The sequence below is a fragment of the Glaciimonas sp. OK215 genome (assembly GCF_057787885.1).
Genome location: NZ_CM173544.1, coordinates 407238 through 428224 on the forward strand (window position 1 = coordinate 407238; position 20987 = coordinate 428224).

The window sequence follows — 20987 nt, forward strand, 5'->3', positions numbered from 1 at the left end:
TTCGACAAATGCGCTAGTTTTTAATGAATACCAGATCCCACACGCCATGACCAAGTTTCAAGCCGCGATTTTCAAACTTGGTCACAGGCCGGTAATCCGGACGCGGCGCGTATGTTTCGGCCGAGTTTTTCAGCATCGGTTCGGCGCTCAATACTTCCAGCATTTGCTGCGCGTATTCTTCCCAGTCAGTCGCGCAATGCAGATAACCGCCCGGCGCAAGCCGCGATGCCAGCAAACTCACCAGCGGACCTTGAATCAGGCGTCGCTTGTTATGCCGCGCCTTGTGCCACGGATCAGGGAAAAACACATGCGCGCCGGCCAGTGAGTTGGGCGCAATCATGTGGGTCAACACTTCCACCGCGTCATGCTGGATCACACGTTGATTGCTAAGCGCCTGTTCACCGATCAACTTCAACAAACTACCCACGCCCGGCGTATGCACTTCGACACCAATGAAGTTCTTGTCAGGCATCCCAGCCGAAATCTTCGCGCTGGTTTCGCCCATGCCAAAACCAATCTCGAAAATCGTCGGCGCAATACGCCCAAAGGTTTTATCCAGATCAAGCAGGGCCTTGTCATAAGGCACACAAAAGAGCGGCCCCAACTCCTCAATCGCCCGCGCCTGCGCAGTCGACAAGCGTCCGGCACGCGTCACAAAGCTACGAATGCGGCGTTCGGTCGGGTCATAGAAAAGAGGTTTTCCGGATTTGTTTTCTGACATGCTGAATAAACGGTGAAAGACGGATGAATAGAAGGGCGGATGAAGCTCGTAATCAGCGCAGGACGGCGCAATGCCGAAACAGCAACGATGTCATCCGCCAATAAAAACGGCACCTCAAGTGCAGGTGCCGGTCATGACCTGGAGCGGGTGAAGGGGATCGAACCCTCGTCTAAAGCTTGGGAAGCTTTCGTTCTACCATTGAACTACACCCGCGATAGGCGCATTTTACGCGGGTTTTGGCGGTGTTTGTAAACTTGAAAGGTGTTCGGTGTGATCGGGAATGTGATGGCTGCTTTGTCCGAGGTGTGATCGCAGTGGCGGACGCCATAAAACGCACCTCGTTATACACAAGTCTGTTGAGCGCCTGATCTGCGTAGGGCGCGCATCGTTTTTACCGCCACGTGAACATCCTTCAAGCCCAGCCAGATCGTCTTAACGCCAGGTTCGCCGTCGCTCTTGCGAGCGAGGAAGCCACCCAGGCACGCGATTTGGCGCAGCACTTCGTTCAGCCTTGGCTTCGCCGGCGGCACCTTGTCTCGCAACAGGTAGGCAGCTTGAATTTCGTCCGGATCGAAGAACAGATCAGCATCCAGGTCGGGGCAGGTTCTGCCCAGCCGCATCAGATGCGCGATGCGCCACGCCACCACCATGAACAGCGCCAAGGCACGTTCCAGCTGCGCAATCGAACCAAGTTGCAGTGCTTCGACCCGGCAGGCATTCTTCAGGACGTTAAACAGGATCTCTATTTCCCAGCGCGCGCGATACCAGTCGATCAGCTCGATTACAGCCTCCGGCGTGCCGGCCTCGCGGTTGGTCAGCAAACGCCATTCGATCGGCTTGACGCCGGGTGGTGCGTCGATCTCGCGCGCGATGATGCAGGTGGCGCTGACGGTCTTGCCTTTGCCTGCCGGCAGCTCCACCTTGCGCGCCCACAATTGCTGGCGCACGGCGCGTGCTTTGACGCCGTGCCGCGCTGCCATCGCGAACGATATTTCGCCAACGGGCTCCCCAGCGCCCGTGTGCTGCCAGAGCTTCTCGCCTTCGGGCAGGCAGCGATTGTGCTGGGCGCGCACCAGCCAGTCGGCCGGCGTGCCCAACTCCTGCGCCCGCAGCATCAAGGGCACCAAGTCCGCTTCGCGGTCGGCCACATACACCAGGCGCGTGTCCGGCAAGTGCGCCGCCATCTCGGCGATGCGCTCGTAACCCTCGATCCAGCGCAGGCTTTCCTTCGGCCCGCCACAAATGCCGAACTTGTCCTTCTTTTCGCGCGCCCACATCCACGCGTCGACGATGCCCAGCGGTTCGCGCCCGGGCGTGACCGCATAGGTCGGGTGCAGGTACATGCCGCGCTGGGCCTCGTAGCTCAATGGCCCGAGACCGAATGCGCCTTGGCCGTTGAAGTCCAGTTCAGTGGTGTCCTGCAAGCACAGCACCACCGGTTGCACGGCCATGCGCTGCTGCGTTTGCTGCCAGTGCGGCGCCATGATCGCGCGCCAGTCGATGCTGTCGTTGTCGAAGAAGCGGTACGCTGCCATCGTTTCGCCCCAGCCTCGGCACGCCTTCGGTACGCTGGCCGTCGGGTCGGCCGTAAATCGATCCATCAAGATCCTCGCTCGCTTGTTCAGGCGCGCATCGCCCAGGTCGAGTTGCTCAAATTCTGTCTCTGTCCAAGGTGCCGGTGCGGTAGCCAATTCGTTCACGCAAAAGACGAGAGTAAACCTGAAACGCCCCTAGTTTACAAGGGCTGCGGCAAGCCATTGAATGTAAACGAGTTTTTAGAGGGGTGGCGACGACCGGTCAGACTTGTGTATAACGAGGTGGGCTTAAGTGGGTCAGTTTTCGATGCAAATTAACACTATGAGTACTACTACTCGATGTCCACGTCAGGACAGGTGCTGCGTGGATTAGTACGAGTATTTGCACGGGACGGCGCGGTCTACCATGAAAGATTGGAGCGGTTTCCGCCGCTGAGCGACGACCGGAATCAAACCTATAAATGTAAGTACATAGGTGCCGCTTTCTATTTGAATGACCGGATTTTTTTGATCGACTTCGAATCACTTACCGCTAATGAAATTTGCCAAACCATTTTGTTCCCGACTTACAGGAACAAGGTCACTCTACTTGCGGGTTTAGTGCTTGGTACGGCCTCGAACAATCAACGCTCGATTGCCTGCGCTCGTGTCGCCTACGAATTTCTTGGGACTGACATTGATATCAAGTGTGCCCTCCGTTCGTGTGGCCTGTTCGATCCGAAGGAGGGTGAAATCGATCCCACAATCCTGAAGGTGATCGACAATTCAATGCATACTGACAAACGTCACTTTTACCCGATTCCGCTTTGATTTTTGAGTTGTGCCGAAAGGCAACCCTATCCAGGGGCCGCATTCGATGCAACGCATGAGATTTCGCTCCGCAAAAATCTAATGCCGCTCCGCAAAAGCTTCTTTGTGGGCTCTGCAATCGCCGAAGCATGAGGCCAAGCCTTCTGCGCGACCGCCAGCGACCGTACGGGCGACGACGTAAGCAATGCCCGGTCCAGGGGTGATGGCAAGGACCACGGCGGCGATTACGAAGGCAAGGAATGATATGGTGCTGGTGTCTTTCAGGCGAGGGCCGGCGTCGGCTGACCTGTGAGGTCTAATTACAAATAGGTAGAAAATTTATGCCGACTTGGCGTCAGCACAAGCCAGCATGGCATCGCCAATCAGGCGATCACCTTGGGCCTTGAGCGTCTCGCCGGCGCTGCGTATGTCACGAACTTCCTTGTTCTGGCTCAGTTTTGACTTGCCGACAAGGCGCGTGATTTCAATCTCCAGACCCACGATGGCCTTGAGCATCGTGTCAATGTCCTCCTTGGAGCTGTCCGTCATCTTCCATGGTGTCGGCTGCGACGCTTCATGGGTTCGGGTCAGGCGGGCAACCACGCCGCGCACGAAGCGCTCGTCGTCGCGGATGGTGATGCGTCCGTAGGCATGGGCCACCATGTAATTCCAGGTGGGTACCTGCTTGTGGAACTCATGCTTGGACGGATACCAATTGGGCGAAACATACGCATCGGCGGCCCGAAAGACCACCAGTACCTCATCGCCATCGGATACGTCCTTCCACACCGGGTTGGCGCGCGCCACATGGGCATTCAACACACCCATCTCGCCCTCCTGGGGATTGAGTTCAAAAGGAATATGGTTGGCATCCAGTCCACTTGCGCCATGCGTGACCAGTATTCCAAAAGGATGTTGCTTGATGAGGTCATGCAGCACTTCTGTACGAGACTCATCGAAATGGGTGGGTACATACATGTCAGTTCTCCCGGTTTTAACCCTGATTGAAACGCTTATGCCTTTGCAGGCAGTACTGGCTCGTTATCCGACGTGGATTATCGCTATTTTCTGGATTACTATGTAGGTCCACAATTGATCAATTTCAGTAGGCCAGAATCGTATGCCACGACGTCCCCAGGCTGTGGATTTGCCGCCCATTAGCGGCTTGGACCGTACAAGCGGGCATCTTGGCCGCCAATTGACCCACGCTCTGCGCAAGGCAATACGTACTGGCAACTTGAAGCCTGGCGATCTTCTGCCTTCGACCCGTCAGCTAGCCGGCGCGCTCGATATCGCGCGCGGCACCGTTCTGGAGGCGTACGAACAACTGATCGCCGAGGGATTTCTCGATGCACAACCAAGGGCGGGCACGCGAGTCGCTGCCGCGTTGGCCCAATCGCGGTCCGCTGCTGGCGGTTCGCAAAAGCCGGCGGCAAATGCGACGCCCACTTCACTTCCGGCACCTGCAGCCGCCTTCGCCAAAGTCGCGGAGCAATTTAAGCCGCTCCCACAGGTACCCTTTGCCGTTTCCGTTCCCACAGGCCCGGCAGCGCCCGATGACACGTGGAGACGGCTCGGCAACCGCATCCGCGCCCGAGGACCAGGCGCGCCCTCGGGCTATGACGATCCTCAAGGTGTCAAGGCCCTCCGGGAAGCCGTGGCTGAGTATGTGCGGAGGTCGCGCTCGGTGCAGTGCAGTGCTGAACAAGTCATCATCACGACGGGAACCCAGCAAGGGTTGTACGTCGCCTGCCAAGTGCTGCTGGGCGCCACCGACATCGCGTGGGTGGAAGACCCGGCTTATCGGGGCATTACGGGAATTCTCGAAAGCACGGGGCGGGAGGATCGCATGGTGCGCGTTCCAGTTGACGATGCCGGCATCGACGTCGACGCAGGCGTGGCAGTGGCAAAGGATGCGCGTGCTGCATTCGTCACGCCTTCGCATCAATATCCGTTGGGAATGCCGATGAGCATGGGGCGCAGGAATGCACTGCTGGCTTGGGCACGGAAGAATGGCGCCTGGATCGTAGAGGACGACTACGACAGCGAACTGCGCTATGCCGGCCATCCGTTTCCTTCCCTGCAGGGGCTTGCACCGGATCGCGTCGTCTACCTTGGCACTTTCAGCAAGATACTGTTTCCGTCGCTGCGCCTTGGCTATGCCATCGTTCCTGACGCTTTGGTGCCCGCCTTCTGCGGTGCGCGTGTACTGATGGACAGACATACGCCAAGCGCCGACCAACACGTCCTCGCCGCTTTCATCACCGAAGGTCATCTGGATCGGCATATCCGACGCATTCGCGGTGTGTACGCTGACCGGCGAAGCCAGCTGATAGGCATGCTCGAGCGATGGATTCCCAAGGATCTTGGATGGCTGCAGCCAAGCGATCAGGGCATGCACCTGGTGTTCTGGCTAGCGCGCGGTATCGATGACGTCCTGCTGGCGTCACGCGCCGTAGAGGCTGGCGTCGCTGTGCGTGCAGTGTCTCCAATGTATTCGGAGGGCAATGGTCGCTCAGGACTCGTCCTCGGTTTAGGTGGATTCAGCAACGAGCAGATGGAGGCAGCAGTTCGGATCCTTGCTGCAATCATCATGTCGATGGGAAAGACCAAGCCGCGCATACAGACTATTTCGTGAAGGCTTATTCCACGCAGCTGCAGTGCCGGGACAGTGCTCTCGTAGGCTTGCGTACGTCTGGCCGTTATAGAAAGCTTTCCATAATAGGCATGAGCTGTCATTCACGATTGCGCCGAAGCCGTACCGATGCACCAATGAAAAACTTTCTTCACAGCGCCGCTGGTTGATGTCGGCGATCTCGCAACTGCCGACACACGATCCACGAAAAGAGCCCTCCACAGTCGTAGGCTCTTTCTACCTGGGCGTGAAGCTTATCTGGAAGGCTGTTTGGCACACCCGACGTCATACTGGGAGACGCTTGCAGTATTGATTGAATTCTGTGGTTGTTGCCCAGCGTAAACCGTTCCAGCCTGCCCGTTCGGATTGAAAGCCGACCCTGGCGCCGCAGCCGCACTGCCAGGTGTATTAGGGGCCGTTGCACTGCCGCAAGTCTGATTAGGTTGTCCCGTATGCGCCGGTCCAGTGCTAGCAGGCTGTCCCGTGGTGGGGGTAGTGGTGGTCGGTCGAAGTGTCGTGACTGCATGTTGGGTTGCTCCGCCGGAGCCGAATTTGCTCGCGGCCAGCGCGCCAGTTGCCGCGATGAGCGATAGGGCGCTGATCGCGGCGCAAGTGATGACATGTCTCATGGCTATACTCCTTTTTCAGTTTTCGTCCCCGCACGCAGTGCGCCGCACGGCAAGGAAGGACATGTTCAATTTGACACGGCCTTAGGACTAAGGTTCTCCGCGAGCCCTCTGCGCATGGCCTCCTGGCACGCATCGCGCCACGCCGCAATCTGCTCGACGTACAGGCCCTTGCGCCGGCAATATTCAGCCAACTCTGCTTCGTTCAAGCGGACCGTTTCCAGCACGACCCCAAACTTGTCTCTCGAGGACCATTCCTCGGCACCGGCACTCCCTGCGTTTTTAAGTTTCGTCGCCAAGTGTAAAGTGTCTGTTCCGAGATGTAGCTGGCTTCGCTTGGGGATCGTCGTCCAACGCACCCGAGGCCCTTAACCAGCCCATGATCAACGGCACAAAAAAGAAGCAGTCCCGCTCAAGTTAAAATGCCACGCGCAAAAATAAATGGCCACGATTATAATAAATGCAACTTACAAAAAATATTAAAATACTATGCGGTTTACTCCTCCCTTTTTTCTGGTCGTCCTGGCAATGTTGGCGGGATGCGCCACAAGTTATGGACCGCGCGGTTATACCGGCGGGTACACAGATACAAAAATAGACGACGTTACTTATCGGGTCACCTTTTTCGGAAATGGGAGAACTACGCGGGATATGGTCTGGAATTACTGGATTTATCGATGCGCAGAATTGACCACTCAGAAAGGGTACGAATTTTTCTTGTTGAGCGTCACACCGAATAAAATCACGAACGCGCCCCAATCGACTGACGAAACGGTGCAACTTTCCGATAGCCGGCGTTACGGCGATTCGTCGGTGAGCCAAATGGCAACACATGCTGCGCCTACATTTATCTATGTGCCAGGCAACACGATTACAAGTTATTCGGGGAGCGGCATCATCAAGATGCTGCGTCAGCCTGGGGGATACAACGGATTAGTTGTTTTGCGGGCATCGACCATCATGCAAACGCTATCGGTCTATATCAAATCCGAAGGCCACGTCGCTGTGCCGTCCAGCCAGGAAATTCTCAAGGCGGCATTTGCCGGCACTGTCAACACAACGCCGGATATTTCCAAAGGCGATCAACTGGTTCAACCGATCACCATGGATGATTTAAAGAATTTGCTGCCAATACGCTGATAATGCTTTCTTTGTGGCAGACAAAGCAAACATAAAACTAACACTCGTTGAGCACATTAAATGTACATGAAGCCATCGTTGACAAAAAAAATTTGCGCGATAATTTGGGCACTTTCCGGATTGTCAACGGCCAAGGCAATGGAAGCCGATGTATTGTTCGACCAAGTATCCCCTAGCGTATGGGTTGTGCATTCCTTCGATGCGCAGGGCAAGCCTCTAGCATTGGGAACAGCTGTGGTGGTCGGTGCAGGCCGCCTTATTACTAACTGCCACGTTTTGGTAAAAGCCAGTAGTTTTACTGTCCAGCATGCCAATGTCAGCTACCTTGGCACGCTGGAATTTCCCGATGTGGAGCGGGATCTGTGTCAGCTCAAAGTCAACAATTTCGTCGCGCCGGCAGTTCGGATCGGCCAGATAGATCACTTGCGCGTCGGCCAGAAAGTGTTCGCCATCGGCGCACCGCGCGGGTTGGAAGAAACACTGAGCGACGGCTTGCTGTCGGCGCTTCGTCTGGGGAGTGACGGAAAACTACGCTACATCCAGACCTCCGCCCCGATTTCACACGGCTCTAGCGGGGGCGGGCTTTTTAACAATAAGGGTGAACTCATCGGGATCACTACGCTGGCGGCCGAAGCAGCGTACGCTCAGAACATTTCGTTCGCAGTGCCTGCCCAATGGATACTTGAGGTACCTGAAAGAGGTAAAGCTGCACTGGAAAAGCCAAGAGCGTTAAGCAGTCAGGCTGTGTCGCTTTCCCGGGCTCAGCCTTCTACCGTGCAGCCTCCTGCGAGGCAGTCGCCGACCACGCCCTCGCCCACTGCACCTTCTTATGTTGAACAACCGCCTGCAGAACAACTGCCGGTTGCGTCGCCATCAGCAGAGCTTCCAGTACAGATTGCACAGCTTAACCCGGGCTGCCAACGTAGCTACCAACGGTTTTTGACGATGCCCCTTCCCCGCAGTTTTGTGATTTCGACAAATGGTCATTGCGGATATTCATGGTCTTCAAAGGAAGTAATCGCGGCAAAAATCGCGCCGCAGATACGCGCAATCGCCAGTTGCCAGCGAGTCGGCGGAGAAAATTGCCACGTGTATATGAACGATATTGTTGTTTTGGACGGGCCGACATGAGGCAAATCAATACAGCGAATTGCTTGAGAAAAATCTTACCTGGCAGGCGACAGTTGCCAGGATGGTGCTGCTATGTCACATGCAACTGTTCAACCAATGCTTCGACCAAATACCTATGGTGCGGTGGCAATCCCTGAATTTTTAGCGCGAGATTGATTACTTCTTGCAGCGGTTTGCCTGGAAATCTTGCCAGTCCCTCCGTTGCCGCAAGCGTTTCCTTCGCTGGCGCCGGTCCGTAATGCAACCAGTGTTCTTCCACATTCAGCCACTTCGCGATGGTCGCCAGCTTGTCGTGAGTAGGAAGCGCGCGTCCGGTTAGCCACTTGTGGGCCGTCTGCGGTGACACGGCATTCCCTTGATGACGAAGACTGAATTGCACGGAGAGTTCGGTCGCTCCCTCAACGGGTTTTGCACTGCGTCGCAGTGCGAATTCCAGGCGTTTCGAAAACGCCATTTTTTCATTGTTGGTAGGCATGGAAACCCTTATATTCCACTGAAATTGGAAAGCAGCAAGAAATAAATATTTTTAAAAAATGGATAACGGTGCTGCGATGGGCCTTAGTATTGCAAGCTCTCTTAGAGCTTGTAGCAGATATTGGTTTAGATTTAGTTGACCAATTTTTTTGATGGGCTTACCAAAGGTTGGACGCCATCAATATTTATTGATGATCTTCGTAATCAATGAAAAATATGATCAGAAGTATTTGAAATTTTCTTTTTTTGTTGGCGTTGTTTCTGCTCGTATTTTCATCCCACGTTTGAATAGACCGAGTAGTTGCTGGACATTCGTAAAAGCAGCTCCATCATAATAAAATGGTCCCACCATGTTAATAACCAAACGACTAATTTGAGAATCATCGTCTAGAATTGCAATTAATTTCTTGTAAGTCTCCTTGTTTGCAAGAGTGGCGACATCCTTGCCTAAGAGGCATGCCCCTGCATGGTGAGGATCATAATCCACCGTCTTGAGAATGCTAATTTCCTCTTCATACAATCGGTCCATATTTCCCGCCGCTCCATAACTCTGCATGATTTGGTACAAATCTTGAGCGTCCTTGGAATTGACCGAACCTCGATCTAGCCAGGAAAATAATTTTAATATTGAAAGTCCTGCTAAGGATGCTACACGAACAGTCTGATTGGAAGCTACCTCGACTTCTTCGGTTGCTTCTAACACTTCGCCATACCCCGTAACATTCATCATTACTGCCATGTCTGGAGGCCAAGCAATGATGTTATCCGGTTGTTCGACGCCGCCGAATGGGACAAGATCAAATGGATATCCATCCTCGATTGCGGTATTCCGATTTCTAAAAAACAATCGATGCTTCGTTCTTTGTGATGCGTAAAAGCCGTCTACTTGTATGAGTCTGTTTTTTATATTTTCGAATTGCTCCCAATCCTTGACGGCAATCGCAAAATCGACGTCGGACGTTGCACGGCGAACGTCCATTCCAAATACGTGTGTAAGGAGAATGTCTCGAGCAGTGGCGCCAACAATGAAGCAAGCAATATTACATTCTTTCGCTACGCGCACGACTTCCTGCAAAATCGTCAAGGCAACTGTGTCTAGCGGACGATCAGATTTTATGCATAACATTTTCAATATTCCTTTCTCTGATCATTTTCGCTACTTCTATATTTCTAGGGTCCAGTGATGCCATGAGATCTGCGTAGATCAAAATAGGGGGAGCTACATCTTGGTATTTATTTCCTCTCGAAAATCCCCAAAATTTTTCAAGAATTTCGATCGGTCCTTCTGGATCTGGTATTAACCTGAACGTTCTTATCAATTCGTGCAACTGAGCTGACATTGCATTTTTATTTATATAAAGCGTCTGTGTGGCAGGTTTAAGATATTTTGTAATACGTTGCGCAGCAACTTCTCCTCCCCAAGATACGTCCAGGCCATCAAAGTGAGTATCTTTCCACCAATTAGGGTCAGGCGATCGAAATCTACGTGTATTGAGTTTAGGACGCAATGTAATGGGGTAGTTGATAATCCACTCATCAAGTAAACGTAATGGATCGAGAAGTTTCCGTTCATTTTTTTTACCAGAGTCTATCAATAACCCACGTTTTGCCAGATCAGAAAATACAGAGCCAACAGTTCCGAGTGCGATGTCTGCCTCCTTCACGATTTCTCTATATGAGGCCTGTACCAGGTCTGGATGGCATAGCAACGCAAAAATCATTCTCATTGTTGTTGGATTATTGGTTGCCCGTTCAGTCTCTAATATTGTTTGACCGTTCGAGCCTTTTAGGCCCTTTACGAAGACGTATAATCCCGGTGCATTTAGATAAGCATTTCCAGCGGTATCTATGAACTCTAGATTTATCGCACGACAGTAGTCTGCCATTTCCGTGCTCAGGTATGGTGCAATTAGAAGCCCTTTGGATGGTAGATTTTCAAGTTGTGCTTTTACTTTAGCAGCCGTTATCTTTCGATCCAGCGCAGACTTACATTCAACAATGTATTCATATTGTTGACCACCAGCCTGAAGTTCAATAACAGCATCGGCATGGTAATTAGGGCTTATCACTTTTTGAGTTGCAAGAATCCGTCCTGTGAGGCCAGCTTTGCTTTCTAGTGCAGAAAGCGCTGCTTTAGTGAGTTCTGCTTCCTTGTAAGAGAAATCGTCGTAAATTGGGAGCATATCGCGCCTTCTGTTCAAAAAATTTATATGTTCGCGGAACGTGAACGTTATCATATTACGAACAGGTCAATTTTTGTTCAACATGAAAATTTGTTCGCGTTACATGAACAAGTAAAAAATATGAACGATAAGAAACATAGACGTTAAAGCTGGCAATGTAGGCCTCACGCCTAGTCGATCTTGGGCGCGCGACTGCCACGTGGCATGGCGATTCAGACCTGGTGTGGCAGTTGGTGGTCAATTCGCGGAACTGCAGGCAGTCAGCAGGCAAAACACCGCCTGCGGCACCTTGGTTGCGATGGTTGCCAGGCCTCATGCTCGGAGCATTGGCTGTCGGGCAAGCGATAGAGGCCGCGACCGGCTTTCGCCAGTTGCCCTCTGGCCGTCATGCGCGTCAGAACCACCCGGGGAGCGCCGATATCATCAAGATCGCTGGAGCGCAGCATCCCCTTCTGGCGAAGCAGATCAAGGATACGTTGGGAGTGGGTTTCATGGCGCATGGTCCATTTTGTATGTTTCATTTATTCGTCGAGGGAAAATAAGTGACGAATAAATGGAACGATGAAGGTCCCCGGTGGCAGATCCTCAATCTAAAAAACCAAGTGATGCGAAATGACGCACTTGACGCGGTATTGCGGATGTTCGAATCCGCTTATCGAACCCGGTCGACATCTTCCTGATGCCGCGTAATTCCTCATCCTGTCACAACCTCTAAGTAATACAATCCCCACGGGCAAATGGCAAAGCGCTGATTCAGCGGCTTTTGGGAAAAATCGGCGATGCGGTCGGCGTCATAGATGGCAAATATCGGTCCGAGCCCGCCGATTGACAGCGACTTGCCATCGATCTTTGTGGCCAGAATAAAGTCGTATTTCCGCACCTGATCGAGACTGGCCACAGGCGCATAGCCATCAATCGAATGGAACAGAATTTTGGTGTCTTTGGTTTTTTTTGCGCCGACAAAATCGAGCATATCGATAAGGCGCGGGCCGCTTAGTTTATGCGGTTGTCCGTCGTATTCCAGTGTTGGAGTGATGGTCACGGACGGTAGTTTCTCGAGTGCTGCCAGGTCGAAAGTGAAGGCGCGGCTGAAATGAACGCCTTGCTTATACATCATTTGATCGGTCACATTATCGGTTTTTCCACGATTCGAGCGGTCGATGGCGCCGGCTATGGTCAGAATGACCTGTGAGGAAATTTGGAGGCCGGTCGTTGCGTGTGCAGGTGCTGCGGATACACCCAAGGCACTGATTATCGATCCGGCTGCCGTTGATAAGAACTGTCGTTTTTCCATTCGCTATCTCCAATTGAAATAATAAGGATTCTGGGAAAACTCCCAATCAACAGATGCTCTCAATTTGGCAACATATGTGAGGATAATTTTTCCACAATTTCCAGAATAAACGCTCGATCTTTTTTTGATAATTTATTAATAATATTTACAATCAATTTTCCTTGATCTTCTGTTCGATTGCTAGACTCGATTAGCAACTCACCTACTGGACAATTGAAAATTTCAGCCAATTCTACCAACCTGGCAACAGTTGGCATGACTGTTCCCCTCTCCATACGCGATACAGCCTCATTTCCCACATTCAAACGCTCTGCAACGTCTTCCTGGGTAAGGTTGCAGGCTCGTCTCCTCTTTGAGATAGCTTTGCCTACTACCTTTGCCAGTGCTTGTTCATCAATTTTCATAGTCAACCTCCATTCATCTTGAATGGTCGTATCTCAACCTGTTGACATGAAGTGCTTATTGGGTAGTATATCAACCTTATAAGTTGTTTAAATGCTTATGGAGTCGCAAATATGCTTCTACAAAAATTGCTATTTTTGCACCATTCTCAACTTTGATTTTGATATCAGGTTGTACAGAACGATGCGAATGCCAAGAGCGAAGCTGGCAAATGCCCAAATTGTGCAGCGCAAGGCGTGACTTGGGACACGTGGCACCTACGCGCAAAAAAACCAATCTGAGGAATGCCCGACATGCTTCATCTACCTAATCAACGAGATTTCACCGATTTCCCATTTATTCGCATGATCGCGATGGCCTATGCGTTCCTGTCAATTCTGATCATTCCGGCCGGGTTTTTGATGACGATGCTGCTGATTCCCGCACAACGACGCGCTTTCAAAGCTGCGACCAATCCCTACGAGAAAACATACTGGCGATTGAATATAGTGGGGTTCGTCTTGCTGATCTACGGTGCGGTCGTGTTCGGCTTGTGTCTCATCGATGGCGTTAGAGATAACCTTTGGAAGTTGCCAGCTTGGTGGCCGTCAATGTCGCGGGTATGGTACGGAAACGCAGCTTACGCGAATGTGGTTCTGGATATGACGACCTTTTTTGTGCTTGGTTTCGGCGCCATTTTCGTTTCCCATTACTTTGGCCGTGCAGATGAAAACGGCGTATGGCACAAGCCAGAGTGGCTCGCGCTGAAGCATTACATCAACCAAGTCATCATCGATAACGACATGATTCTGGATCGTGATCCGTCATTACAAGTCAATTTCCCGACACTCACCGAATCGGTACAGCGGGAAAAAATGCATGAGTGGGAACAAGAATTGGCGGCCAATGAACAACGATTGAATGATGCCTTGCATTCGTACCGTGCGTCTTTGTAGCATCAATAATTCTGGCGAGGCTCCTGATTTTTCTCAAGCACGGCCTTGATATTTCGAAGCGCCCGGGCCGACTGGCGCACCAGTACCCAACGCATCAGGGTCGAGTCCAGCAGTCGCCACGGCCAGCGCTTTGAGCGGAATTCCAGGGTGCGGTGGAAGCGGCAGCCGCCATCCGTGGCCATGATCGTGTAGGTGATGTGCGCCGTGCCATTCTCGGTGTCGGTGGCAATTTCCCAGGACTGGGGCGACAAGCAAGCAATTACTGTCCAGAGCGCCTGATCGCGACGGCCTGCAACCGCGATCAGTTCAAGCATGGTCTCGCCGGTAATCAATGGACGATTCGGGACATCGCGCACTTCCACCGTGGCCGGATGCCAGGTGTGCCAGAGCGCCGGTGTGGTCACGTAGTCGAAGACTTCCTGATGCGGCCGATTGATGTCGATCTCTGTGTCAACTCTGATGCAATGCCGAGAGAATATTTTCCCCTCGTTTTCGGCGTTATTCAAATACATGGCTGATATTCCCCGGTATTTTCTCAGGCGATTTGTATGTAGCGATGGATGATGGGTGGCTGCGCCAGCAACGGAGTAGCTTTGGCGATTGCCGCAGCAACATGGGGCGTAGCCATATGTGCGTCGGCCGCTGCCTGCTCTGCCCAGTGCTCGATGGTCACAAATTCGAGCGGATTTTCTTCATCCTGAAACAGCTCGTAACTCTGGCAACCTGCCTCGTTGCGGCTAGGAGCAACCAGATCCCGCAGAATGTCTTTCATTGACGATTCCGCGCCTGCTTGCGATGAAATCCGGGCCATGACCTTGATCATTTTGCTTTCCTTCCATTGCTATAGATGAGTGTGGGGTTTGCATTTTGTTCATGTATTTCAGGGCGTAAAGCGGATGCTACGAGCGCCTATTCGGTTTGGACGGGCACCCGCCAGCGAGCAGGGACTCAAACTGTTCCAGCGGCAGCGGGCGGCTGTACAAATAGCCCTGATAGGCATTGCAGCCATTGCCGGCAAGAAAGTCTCTTTGTTGTTCGGTTTCCACTCCCTCCGCGATCACCGACAAGCCGAGACTTTGTGCGAGGGCCACAATGGTGCGAACAATCGCGGCATCGTTGGGATCGGTGAGTACGTCCCTGACGAAGGACTTGTCGATCTTGAGCTGGTCCAGGGGAAGGCGCTTGAGGTAGGACAGCGACGAATAGCCGGTACCAAAATCATCCAGCGAAAAGCCCACGCCCAAGGCTTTCAGCGCGCTCATTTTGGCGATGATCTGCTCCACGTTGTCCAGCAGCATACTCTCGGTCAACTCCAGTTTGAGCTTGCGTGAATCGGCCCCGGTCCGATCCAGCAGTTCCATCACCTGCATCACGAAATCCGGCTGCCGGAACTGGCGGGCGCTGACATTCACCGCCACGGTGAGATGGGCGGTTGCCGGCCGCGATGACCAGGCCGTCAGCTGTGCGCAGGCGCTTTCCAGTACCCAGTGGCCTAACGGCAGGATCAGTCCGGCCACCTCGGCTGCGGGAATGAACTCGGCAGGAGATACGAGGCCACGTACCGGATGCTGCCAGCGCACCAACGCTTCGGCACCGGTCACGCAGCCTGCGTCATCTACCTGGGCTTGGTAATACAGGAGAAACTGGCCGTCCTGCAGGCCTTGGCGCAGGGCCGTTTCCAGTTCGGCGCGCAGCGTGACGGCTGCCTGCATGTCTGCTTCGAAGAAGCGCAGGACATTGCGGCCTGCCGCCTTCGCCTGGTACATAGCGAGGTCTGCGCGTTTCAGCAGCTCGCTGGTGGATTCGAGGTGACCATCGAACAACGTGGCGCCGATACTCGTGGTGTTGTGGTAGACATGGTCGGGAAACTGGTAGGGCTGGCTCAGGATTTCGCGGATCTTCTCGCCAATGGCTTCTGTTTGCAGGGCCGCTTCCTCTGTGACATCGCTCAGGTCCATCAGCATGACGATGAACTCGTCGCCGCCCTGCCGGGCCACCGTATCTCCCACGCGCACGCAGCTTGACAGTCGCTTGGCGACCAGTTGCAGCAGAAGGTCGCCTTTATCGTGCCCGAGCGTGTCGTTAATGGTTTTGAAGTTGTCGAGATCGATGAACAGTAAAGCGCCGTGCCGCTTGTTGCGGGTGCTGGCAGCCAACGCGTGGTACAGCCGATCGGTTAGCAAGCGTCGGTTCGGCAGGCTGGTGAGCGGATCGTAGAAAGCCAGCTGCCGGATTTCGTTTTCCGCGGCCTTGCGCGCAGTGATGTCCATGACGGTGCCGTGCAAGTGCGTCGTATGCCCATCGTGGTTGACGACCGGCTGTCCCAGCGCGTGCATCCAGCGCATCTCGCCGGCGGGGCGCAGGATGCGAAACTGCCCGTCGAAATCGCGGCCTTCGCGCAGCGCCGTCTGTATGAGTTCGTTGTAATGCCGGCGGTCGTCCGGATGCAGGAGTTGCAGGAATTGCTCGCCGTTGGGGGCGGGCAGCGCGGGGTCGATGCCAAACAGGCGGTAGGTCTCCAACGACCAGGTGGCGGAACGCCGCACGATGTCGAGCGTCCAGCCACCGAGTCCGGCGATGCGCTGGGTCTGGGCCAGGCTTGCCTCGCTCGCCTGAACCCTTTGCAACACCGCTTGCAGTTCCTTGTTGCTCTGGCGCAGCTGCTGGCGCAACCCACTGATAAAGCCGCCCATCAGCGCGAACCAGGGCAGGGTGAGCGCAAGCGCCAGCCATTGCAGCAGCTCCAGACGCAGGTCCAGCGACTGCGGCTTGAAGCGCCATAGCAGGCCGATCACTCCGCCATAGGCGCCCAACATACCCGCAGCGCTAACCAGCAATGCCCGGATCGTGAGCCGCAGCACGCTGAACAGAAAGGCCATCAGCAGGAGTATCAGGAACACAGCGCGCGCCCCATCGGCCGCGTACATGGCGTACAGGATAACGAGGGTGGAGGCCAATAATTGCGGAACGGCCAGACTCGGATCGCTGAACCGCAGATTGAGCCCGGAGCGGAACATGACATAGAAAACGAGGACCGCCAACAGGACGAGGGTGGCGCTTTGATAGAATGCGGCGCCGGACAGAGCGCCTTGCAGATGACAGGCAAACAGCAGGCCGATCGCCAGGAAAGACGTCCCGGCCGCCATCGAGTAGCGACGCATGCGCAGCGCCTGCTTGGGGTCGATCGGCTTCGGTAAGCTGCTGAACGCCGTTACCTTGGTTCTATGCACTGGTCATCCAAATTTTATATTTACGCAATATGGGGTAGCAAAAAATGAAGTGCCTGGCCTACGTTGCCTTGCCGCAGCATCAGCTGGGCGCCATGTTATCGGTCAAGCGCAGATGCATGTTTTACCTGGTGCCAAGAGACCTTTTGTCTTGCTGATCGCGTCGAAAAACACTGTTGGTTAAACAGTAACTGCGAGCAATGGTCGCGAATGAAATATATTACCTTGCCCGGAAGTAAAGATTTAATTTTTTGTAACAAAAAATTTGGATTGGTGGCAGCCCCGGCCGGTCTTGTTTTTGGTATGGCAAAACGGGTAAAAAAATAGGCCGCGCATGTCGGCACGGCCTATTGGTAAGTGCAGCTAATCGATCGTTAGCCTCTTTGCATGGCCCGCTTCTTTTTTGGGCAAGGTAAGCATCAATATGCCATTCTCGAGTTTGGCTTGCGCGCCCGCATCATCGACGTCGGCCGGCAGCGTGAAGCTGCGGGCAAATTTCCTCGTGACACGTTCTGCATAGACAATATGTTCGCCTTCTTTTTGCGCCGATTCTTGTTTTGCATCAGCTTCTATCGTTATGCGCCGATTGTCGACCGCGACCTTGATGTCGTCCTTTGCTATACCGGGCAATTCGACTTCGACTTCAAATGCTTTATCGGTTTCAGCTATATTCAGGCGAGGATTGATCACCATGTCCCCGTCGTGCTTCGAGAAGGCTGCATACGGCATGAGCGGTGTAAAAAAATCATCAAACATATTTTCGACGATCCGTCCAAACTGCTCGTCAATCGATGATGGACGATATGTCGAAAGCGGTGAATGATCACGTCTCACAATATTCATAATGTCCTCCATATGCTTGTACAGGAGCATCGCTCCCATCTAAAAATATAAGATAGCAATCCGATGATTTCAAGAGTCCGAGCGTGCAAAAACCGCCGGTATGCGCTGCTCGTTAACTGACGCGGCCGCGGTTGTTTTGGCGGGTGTTAGCGATTAAGCATCAGGCTTGCAGCCGCCCGGGAGCTTACTTCAGGCGCATCGGGATCGCCAAAGTCAGCCCCTTGGTGTTCATGATGCTCCCTATCTCATGCACGACCCGTGCCTGGACCCTGTCGGGCAGACGGATGTAGTCCAGGCTATTCGCGATCGAATCGCCCTCCATGAAAGCCCATGTAAAGAAGGCGGTCACAGCGGTCGTGCGTTCCGGGTGCGCGGTTATATTTGGGACAATGACATAGGTTCCGCCAGTGATTGGCCAACTCCCCGGGCCAGCTTTATCGGTCAGCATTTCTTCGAAATTTCCGGTCTTTTCCCAGCCGCTATTGGCCAAAGCCGACTGAAAGGAGGACGCATTCGGCTGCACATATTTGCCATCGCGATTCTTCAGCCAGGCATAGTTCAAATTGTTCTCAATCACGTAGGCGTATTCGGCGTAACCAATGGCGCCCGCTGTCTTCTTGAGGGTCGCGACCAGATCTTCGCTGCCTTTCACCGTGATGACGCCGGCCGGCCAGTTGATGGTGAAACTGGTCCCGAACTTTTGCTTCCATTCCGCATTCACCCGGCTGAAATAGTCGGTCAGCGTGAATGTGGTGCCTGAACCATCGGCGCGGGCGATAGGAACGATACTCTGGTTCGGCAGCGCCAATTTCGGGTTCTCTTGAACAATCGCCGGATCATTCCATTTGACGATTTTTCCCGAATAAATCCCAACCAGCAAATCTGCCGTCAGATGCAACGCGCCGGTTTTAATGCCAGGCAAGTTAACAAAGGGCACCACTCCGGAGATCGCCGTTGGAAAATCCAGCAGGTTATGCTTCTTCAGATCTGCGGCCGACAGCGGCGTATCGCTTGCACCGAAATCGACTGAATTCTCCTTGATCTTCTTGATCCCGGCCGACGAACCTACAGTTTGATAAGCGATCTTGATATTAGTTTTTTTGGCATAGGCTTCCTGCCATTTCAGGTAAAGCGGTGCTGCTGCGGAAGAACCTGCTCCGTTTATTTCTTGAGCATGGGCTGCACCCATGCCGAGCAGACAGACAAATAGAATGACATTTTTCATTGCGTTGACTCAATTCCTGTTTTGTGGAGGCTGTTGCGGATGCGTCTGGCGAGGAGGCACGACAATGCGTAACGTGGTGCTTAAAAATTACGCGCCGGAGAGTATATCGTCAGATGGCCTGGGAGCCGGTCGGATTTGGAGGGTTGACGCGGAAAATGGCCGGGTACGGACAGATTTCTGATTTTTTTGTGTAGCGGGCGCAACGCATACCCGGTATTCCGTGGGTGTTGGAGCTGCATACACCGCGTGAATCAAAACGACCAGTAAGCAGAAAGTGAGCGAGAGAAAAAGAAACTGCATACTAGAAAAGTAAAATATCCGTTCACGCGTGTTCCTAGCTTTGTAATAGAAGTGTGTAGTAATTCAGGACAGCCCTCAGCGTGCATTCGCGGTCTGTTGCTATGGAATGGGATCGTCCCGATTGGATGCGATCACTGTTCGGGCTGCGTTCAAAGAGGCGAAATCCTGGCCAGCGGCATAGACCGGGAATAAAGAGATCTTTGATGCGTCAAAGACCTTCTTTAGCGTCAAGCCGTCACCATTCTCTTTTCGCGGTCCGGAAAGAGGAGGCTGTTCCTGATCAGATCACCGTCTTTTTCGCACCCTTCAAGATGAAATTTCGTTGGACCTGCATAACCGAAGTACTTTCTTGGTATTTCAAGATTGCGGGCGCGTTTGTAGTCGTATTGCGATGCTTCGCAAACGAAACGCATGACGAATGCGGCGCGTACGTCAAGTGGCCCTTCTTCCAGCATGACGCTCCGATGAATGACGTACTTGTCGAAGATGAGTGCATCGCCTAACTCGAAATTGTCTTCCACGCTGAAATAGTCGAGTAAAGTCTTCATGGCCTGCGCATTCAGTGGACCGTCACGCAATTCCATATACTCCGCCATCTCTACTTTCTCGCTTGCCTGTACTCTGTTCGTTTTAGAGAGATATTCTTATAGGAAGGTCAGCGCGCAGAATGCATCTGCATCTGCATCTGCATCTGCATCTGCAACGCAAGCGCTTGAGGTTGACGGCGGAAGGGGAATTTCTTCTGAAGCGGCCCGGAGAGATCTTCCTCGCTTGCAATGCATTGATTGGGAGTTGTTCAGCTGCGTGAGTTACCGCGCCGCGGCGTGCTTGAATACACGCTTATCCAACATCCTGTTGCAACTGTTCGACCAGTTCTTCGACCAGATATCGACGATGTGGCGGCAATTCCAGAATTTTTAACGCGAGATTGATCGCCTCTTGCGGTGGTTTACCGACACCTTTCGCTGCGCCTTCTTTTGCCACCCGCGCCGGCTTTGCCGGCAGCGGTCCGTAGTGCGGCTGGTGTTCACCTACATGCGGCGGTTTCCCTGCAGCTTGGATTGTCTCTTCTGTTGCCGCAGGCGTTGGCTTTGCCGGGGGCGGGCCGTAATGCAGCCAGTGTTCGCCCACATTCAGCCATTTTGCGATTGTCGCCAGCTTGTCGTTGGTCGGAATCGCGCGTCCGCTCAGCCACTTGTGGGTCGTCTGCGGCGACACGGCATTGCCTTGATGTCGAAGATTGAATCGCAGGGCAAGTTCAGTCGCTCCCTGAACGGGTTCGGGGCTGCGTCGCAATGCAAATTCCAGGCGTTTCGAGAACGCTGCTTTTTCATCGTTGGTAGGCATGAGCGCATTCTGCGATACCTCATAGCTCAACATATCAACTGGTTCAGATAAAAATAGCTCGGATAGTTTAAAAATGCCTTGAATTCGGATAAAATTACGTGGCTGAAATATTTTTTATGGATTTGATCAACCGGGGGGAGGGCGTGACTGAGCAGTCACATGCAACTCCTCAACCGAAAT

Annotated in this window: 21 protein-coding genes, 1 tRNA gene and 2 pseudogenes; 5 read left to right on the forward strand and 19 right to left on the reverse strand. The window is 53.3% G+C overall.

The window, feature by feature from the left end; genetic code table 11:
- Positions 1–13: 13 nt before the first annotated feature.
- The 3 genes from trmB to AC3CHX_RS01870 form a co-directional block, all read right to left on the reverse strand.
- Positions 14–721 carry a tRNA (guanosine(46)-N7)-methyltransferase TrmB gene (trmB, locus tag AC3CHX_RS01860; RefSeq protein WP_488642417.1) on the reverse strand — a complete coding sequence of 236 codons (708 nt, stop codon included), beginning with the start codon at positions 719–721 and terminating at the stop codon, positions 14–16.
- 139 nt (positions 722–860) lie between these two features.
- Positions 861–934: transfer RNA gene (locus AC3CHX_RS01865), tRNA-Gly, on the reverse strand.
- 128 nt (positions 935–1062) lie between these two features.
- A complete protein-coding gene (locus AC3CHX_RS01870; protein WP_488644696.1) occupies positions 1063–2412 on the reverse strand; it encodes an IS4 family transposase in 1350 nt (449 codons plus the stop codon).
- 183 nt (positions 2413–2595) lie between these two features.
- Between AC3CHX_RS01870 and AC3CHX_RS01875 the strand changes: the two genes are divergently transcribed.
- Positions 2596–3066 (forward strand): hypothetical protein, encoded by a 471-nt coding sequence (locus tag AC3CHX_RS01875; RefSeq protein ID WP_488642418.1) that lies wholly within the window; start codon positions 2596–2598, stop codon positions 3064–3066.
- A gap of 120 nt (positions 3067–3186) precedes the next feature.
- On the opposite strand, the pseudogene AC3CHX_RS01880 reads toward AC3CHX_RS01875, so the two are convergent.
- A pseudogene (locus tag AC3CHX_RS01880) lies at positions 3187–3312 on the reverse strand (LysE family translocator); the annotation flags it as partial.
- Positions 3313–3384: 72 nt separating this feature from the next.
- Entirely contained in the window at positions 3385–4023 is a 639-nt protein-coding gene (locus AC3CHX_RS01885; RefSeq protein WP_488642419.1) for an FMN-binding negative transcriptional regulator, read from the reverse strand.
- A gap of 142 nt (positions 4024–4165) precedes the next feature.
- Between AC3CHX_RS01885 and pdxR the strand changes: the two genes are divergently transcribed.
- Entirely contained in the window at positions 4166–5683 is a 1518-nt protein-coding gene (pdxR, locus tag AC3CHX_RS01890) for a MocR-like pyridoxine biosynthesis transcription factor PdxR (RefSeq protein WP_488642420.1), read from the forward strand.
- A gap of 742 nt (positions 5684–6425) precedes the next feature.
- On the opposite strand, the pseudogene AC3CHX_RS01895 reads toward pdxR, so the two are convergent.
- A pseudogene (locus AC3CHX_RS01895) lies at positions 6426–6628 on the reverse strand (IS3 family transposase); the annotation flags it as partial.
- Between the two features lie 167 nt (positions 6629–6795).
- Here AC3CHX_RS01895 and AC3CHX_RS01900 point away from each other — a divergent pair.
- Positions 6796–7446 carry a CC0125/CC1285 family lipoprotein gene (locus tag AC3CHX_RS01900; RefSeq protein ID WP_488642421.1) on the forward strand — a complete coding sequence of 217 codons (651 nt, stop codon included), beginning with the start codon at positions 6796–6798 and terminating at the stop codon, positions 7444–7446.
- A 60-nt stretch (positions 7447–7506) separates the two neighbouring features.
- Entirely contained in the window at positions 7507–8577 is a 1071-nt protein-coding gene (locus AC3CHX_RS01905) for a S1C family serine protease (protein ID WP_488642422.1), read from the forward strand.
- A gap of 70 nt (positions 8578–8647) precedes the next feature.
- Here AC3CHX_RS01905 and AC3CHX_RS01910 read toward each other — a convergent pair whose 3' ends face one another.
- The 6 genes from AC3CHX_RS01910 to AC3CHX_RS01935 all read right to left on the reverse strand — a co-directional run bounded on the left by AC3CHX_RS01910 (position 8648) and on the right by AC3CHX_RS01935 (position 12932).
- Complete coding sequence (locus tag AC3CHX_RS01910; protein ID WP_488642423.1) at positions 8648–9052, reverse strand: helix-turn-helix domain-containing protein; 405 nt, start codon at positions 9050–9052, stop codon at positions 8648–8650.
- Between the two features lie 219 nt (positions 9053–9271).
- The gene (locus tag AC3CHX_RS01915; RefSeq protein ID WP_488642424.1) at positions 9272–10177 is read right to left on the reverse strand and encodes a nucleotidyl transferase AbiEii/AbiGii toxin family protein; all 906 of its coding nucleotides are present in this window, start codon (positions 10175–10177) and stop codon (positions 9272–9274) included.
- Complete coding sequence (locus tag AC3CHX_RS01920) at positions 10158–11234, reverse strand: type IV toxin-antitoxin system AbiEi family antitoxin (RefSeq protein ID WP_488642425.1); 1077 nt, start codon at positions 11232–11234, stop codon at positions 10158–10160. Before AC3CHX_RS01920 ends, AC3CHX_RS01915 begins: the two co-directional genes overlap by 20 nt.
- Positions 11235–11494: 260 nt before the next feature.
- Positions 11495–11755, reverse strand: a complete 261-nt coding sequence (locus AC3CHX_RS01925; RefSeq protein WP_488642426.1) for a type IV toxin-antitoxin system AbiEi family antitoxin domain-containing protein — start codon at positions 11753–11755, stop codon at positions 11495–11497.
- Between the two features lie 173 nt (positions 11756–11928).
- Positions 11929–12528 (reverse strand): putative pterin-binding protein, encoded by a 600-nt coding sequence (locus tag AC3CHX_RS01930; protein ID WP_488642427.1) that lies wholly within the window; start codon positions 12526–12528, stop codon positions 11929–11931.
- A 59-nt stretch (positions 12529–12587) separates the two neighbouring features.
- The gene (locus AC3CHX_RS01935) at positions 12588–12932 is read right to left on the reverse strand and encodes a helix-turn-helix domain-containing protein (protein ID WP_488642428.1); all 345 of its coding nucleotides are present in this window, start codon (positions 12930–12932) and stop codon (positions 12588–12590) included.
- Between the two features lie 291 nt (positions 12933–13223).
- Here AC3CHX_RS01935 and AC3CHX_RS01940 point away from each other — a divergent pair, with 291 nt between their 5' ends.
- Complete coding sequence (locus AC3CHX_RS01940) at positions 13224–13865, forward strand: hypothetical protein (protein ID WP_488642429.1); 642 nt, start codon at positions 13224–13226, stop codon at positions 13863–13865.
- A gap of 2 nt (positions 13866–13867) precedes the next feature.
- Here AC3CHX_RS01940 and AC3CHX_RS01945 read toward each other — a convergent pair whose 3' ends face one another.
- The 7 genes from AC3CHX_RS01945 to AC3CHX_RS01975 form a co-directional block, all read right to left on the reverse strand.
- A complete protein-coding gene (locus AC3CHX_RS01945; protein WP_488642430.1) occupies positions 13868–14377 on the reverse strand; it encodes an SRPBCC family protein in 510 nt (169 codons plus the stop codon).
- A 23-nt stretch (positions 14378–14400) separates the two neighbouring features.
- On the reverse strand, positions 14401–14688 hold the full coding sequence (locus tag AC3CHX_RS01950) for a putative quinol monooxygenase (RefSeq protein WP_488642431.1): 288 nt from the start codon (positions 14686–14688) through the stop codon (positions 14401–14403).
- Positions 14689–14764: 76 nt separating this feature from the next.
- On the reverse strand, positions 14765–17095 hold the full coding sequence (locus tag AC3CHX_RS01955; protein WP_488642432.1) for a putative bifunctional diguanylate cyclase/phosphodiesterase: 2331 nt from the start codon (positions 17093–17095) through the stop codon (positions 14765–14767).
- Positions 17096–17455: 360 nt separating this feature from the next.
- Positions 17456–17935: an Hsp20/alpha crystallin family protein gene (locus tag AC3CHX_RS01960; protein WP_488642433.1), complete on the reverse strand. Its 480-nt coding sequence runs from the start codon at positions 17933–17935 to the stop codon at positions 17456–17458.
- A gap of 184 nt (positions 17936–18119) precedes the next feature.
- Positions 18120–19160 (reverse strand): phosphate ABC transporter substrate-binding protein PstS, encoded by a 1041-nt coding sequence (gene pstS, locus AC3CHX_RS01965; RefSeq protein WP_488642434.1) that lies wholly within the window; start codon positions 19158–19160, stop codon positions 18120–18122.
- Between the two features lie 527 nt (positions 19161–19687).
- A complete protein-coding gene (locus AC3CHX_RS01970) occupies positions 19688–20044 on the reverse strand; it encodes a hypothetical protein (RefSeq protein WP_488642435.1) in 357 nt (118 codons plus the stop codon).
- Positions 20045–20300: 256 nt separating this feature from the next.
- Positions 20301–20807 (reverse strand): helix-turn-helix domain-containing protein, encoded by a 507-nt coding sequence (locus AC3CHX_RS01975; protein WP_488642436.1) that lies wholly within the window; start codon positions 20805–20807, stop codon positions 20301–20303.
- Between the last annotated feature and the right edge of the window lie 180 nt (positions 20808–20987).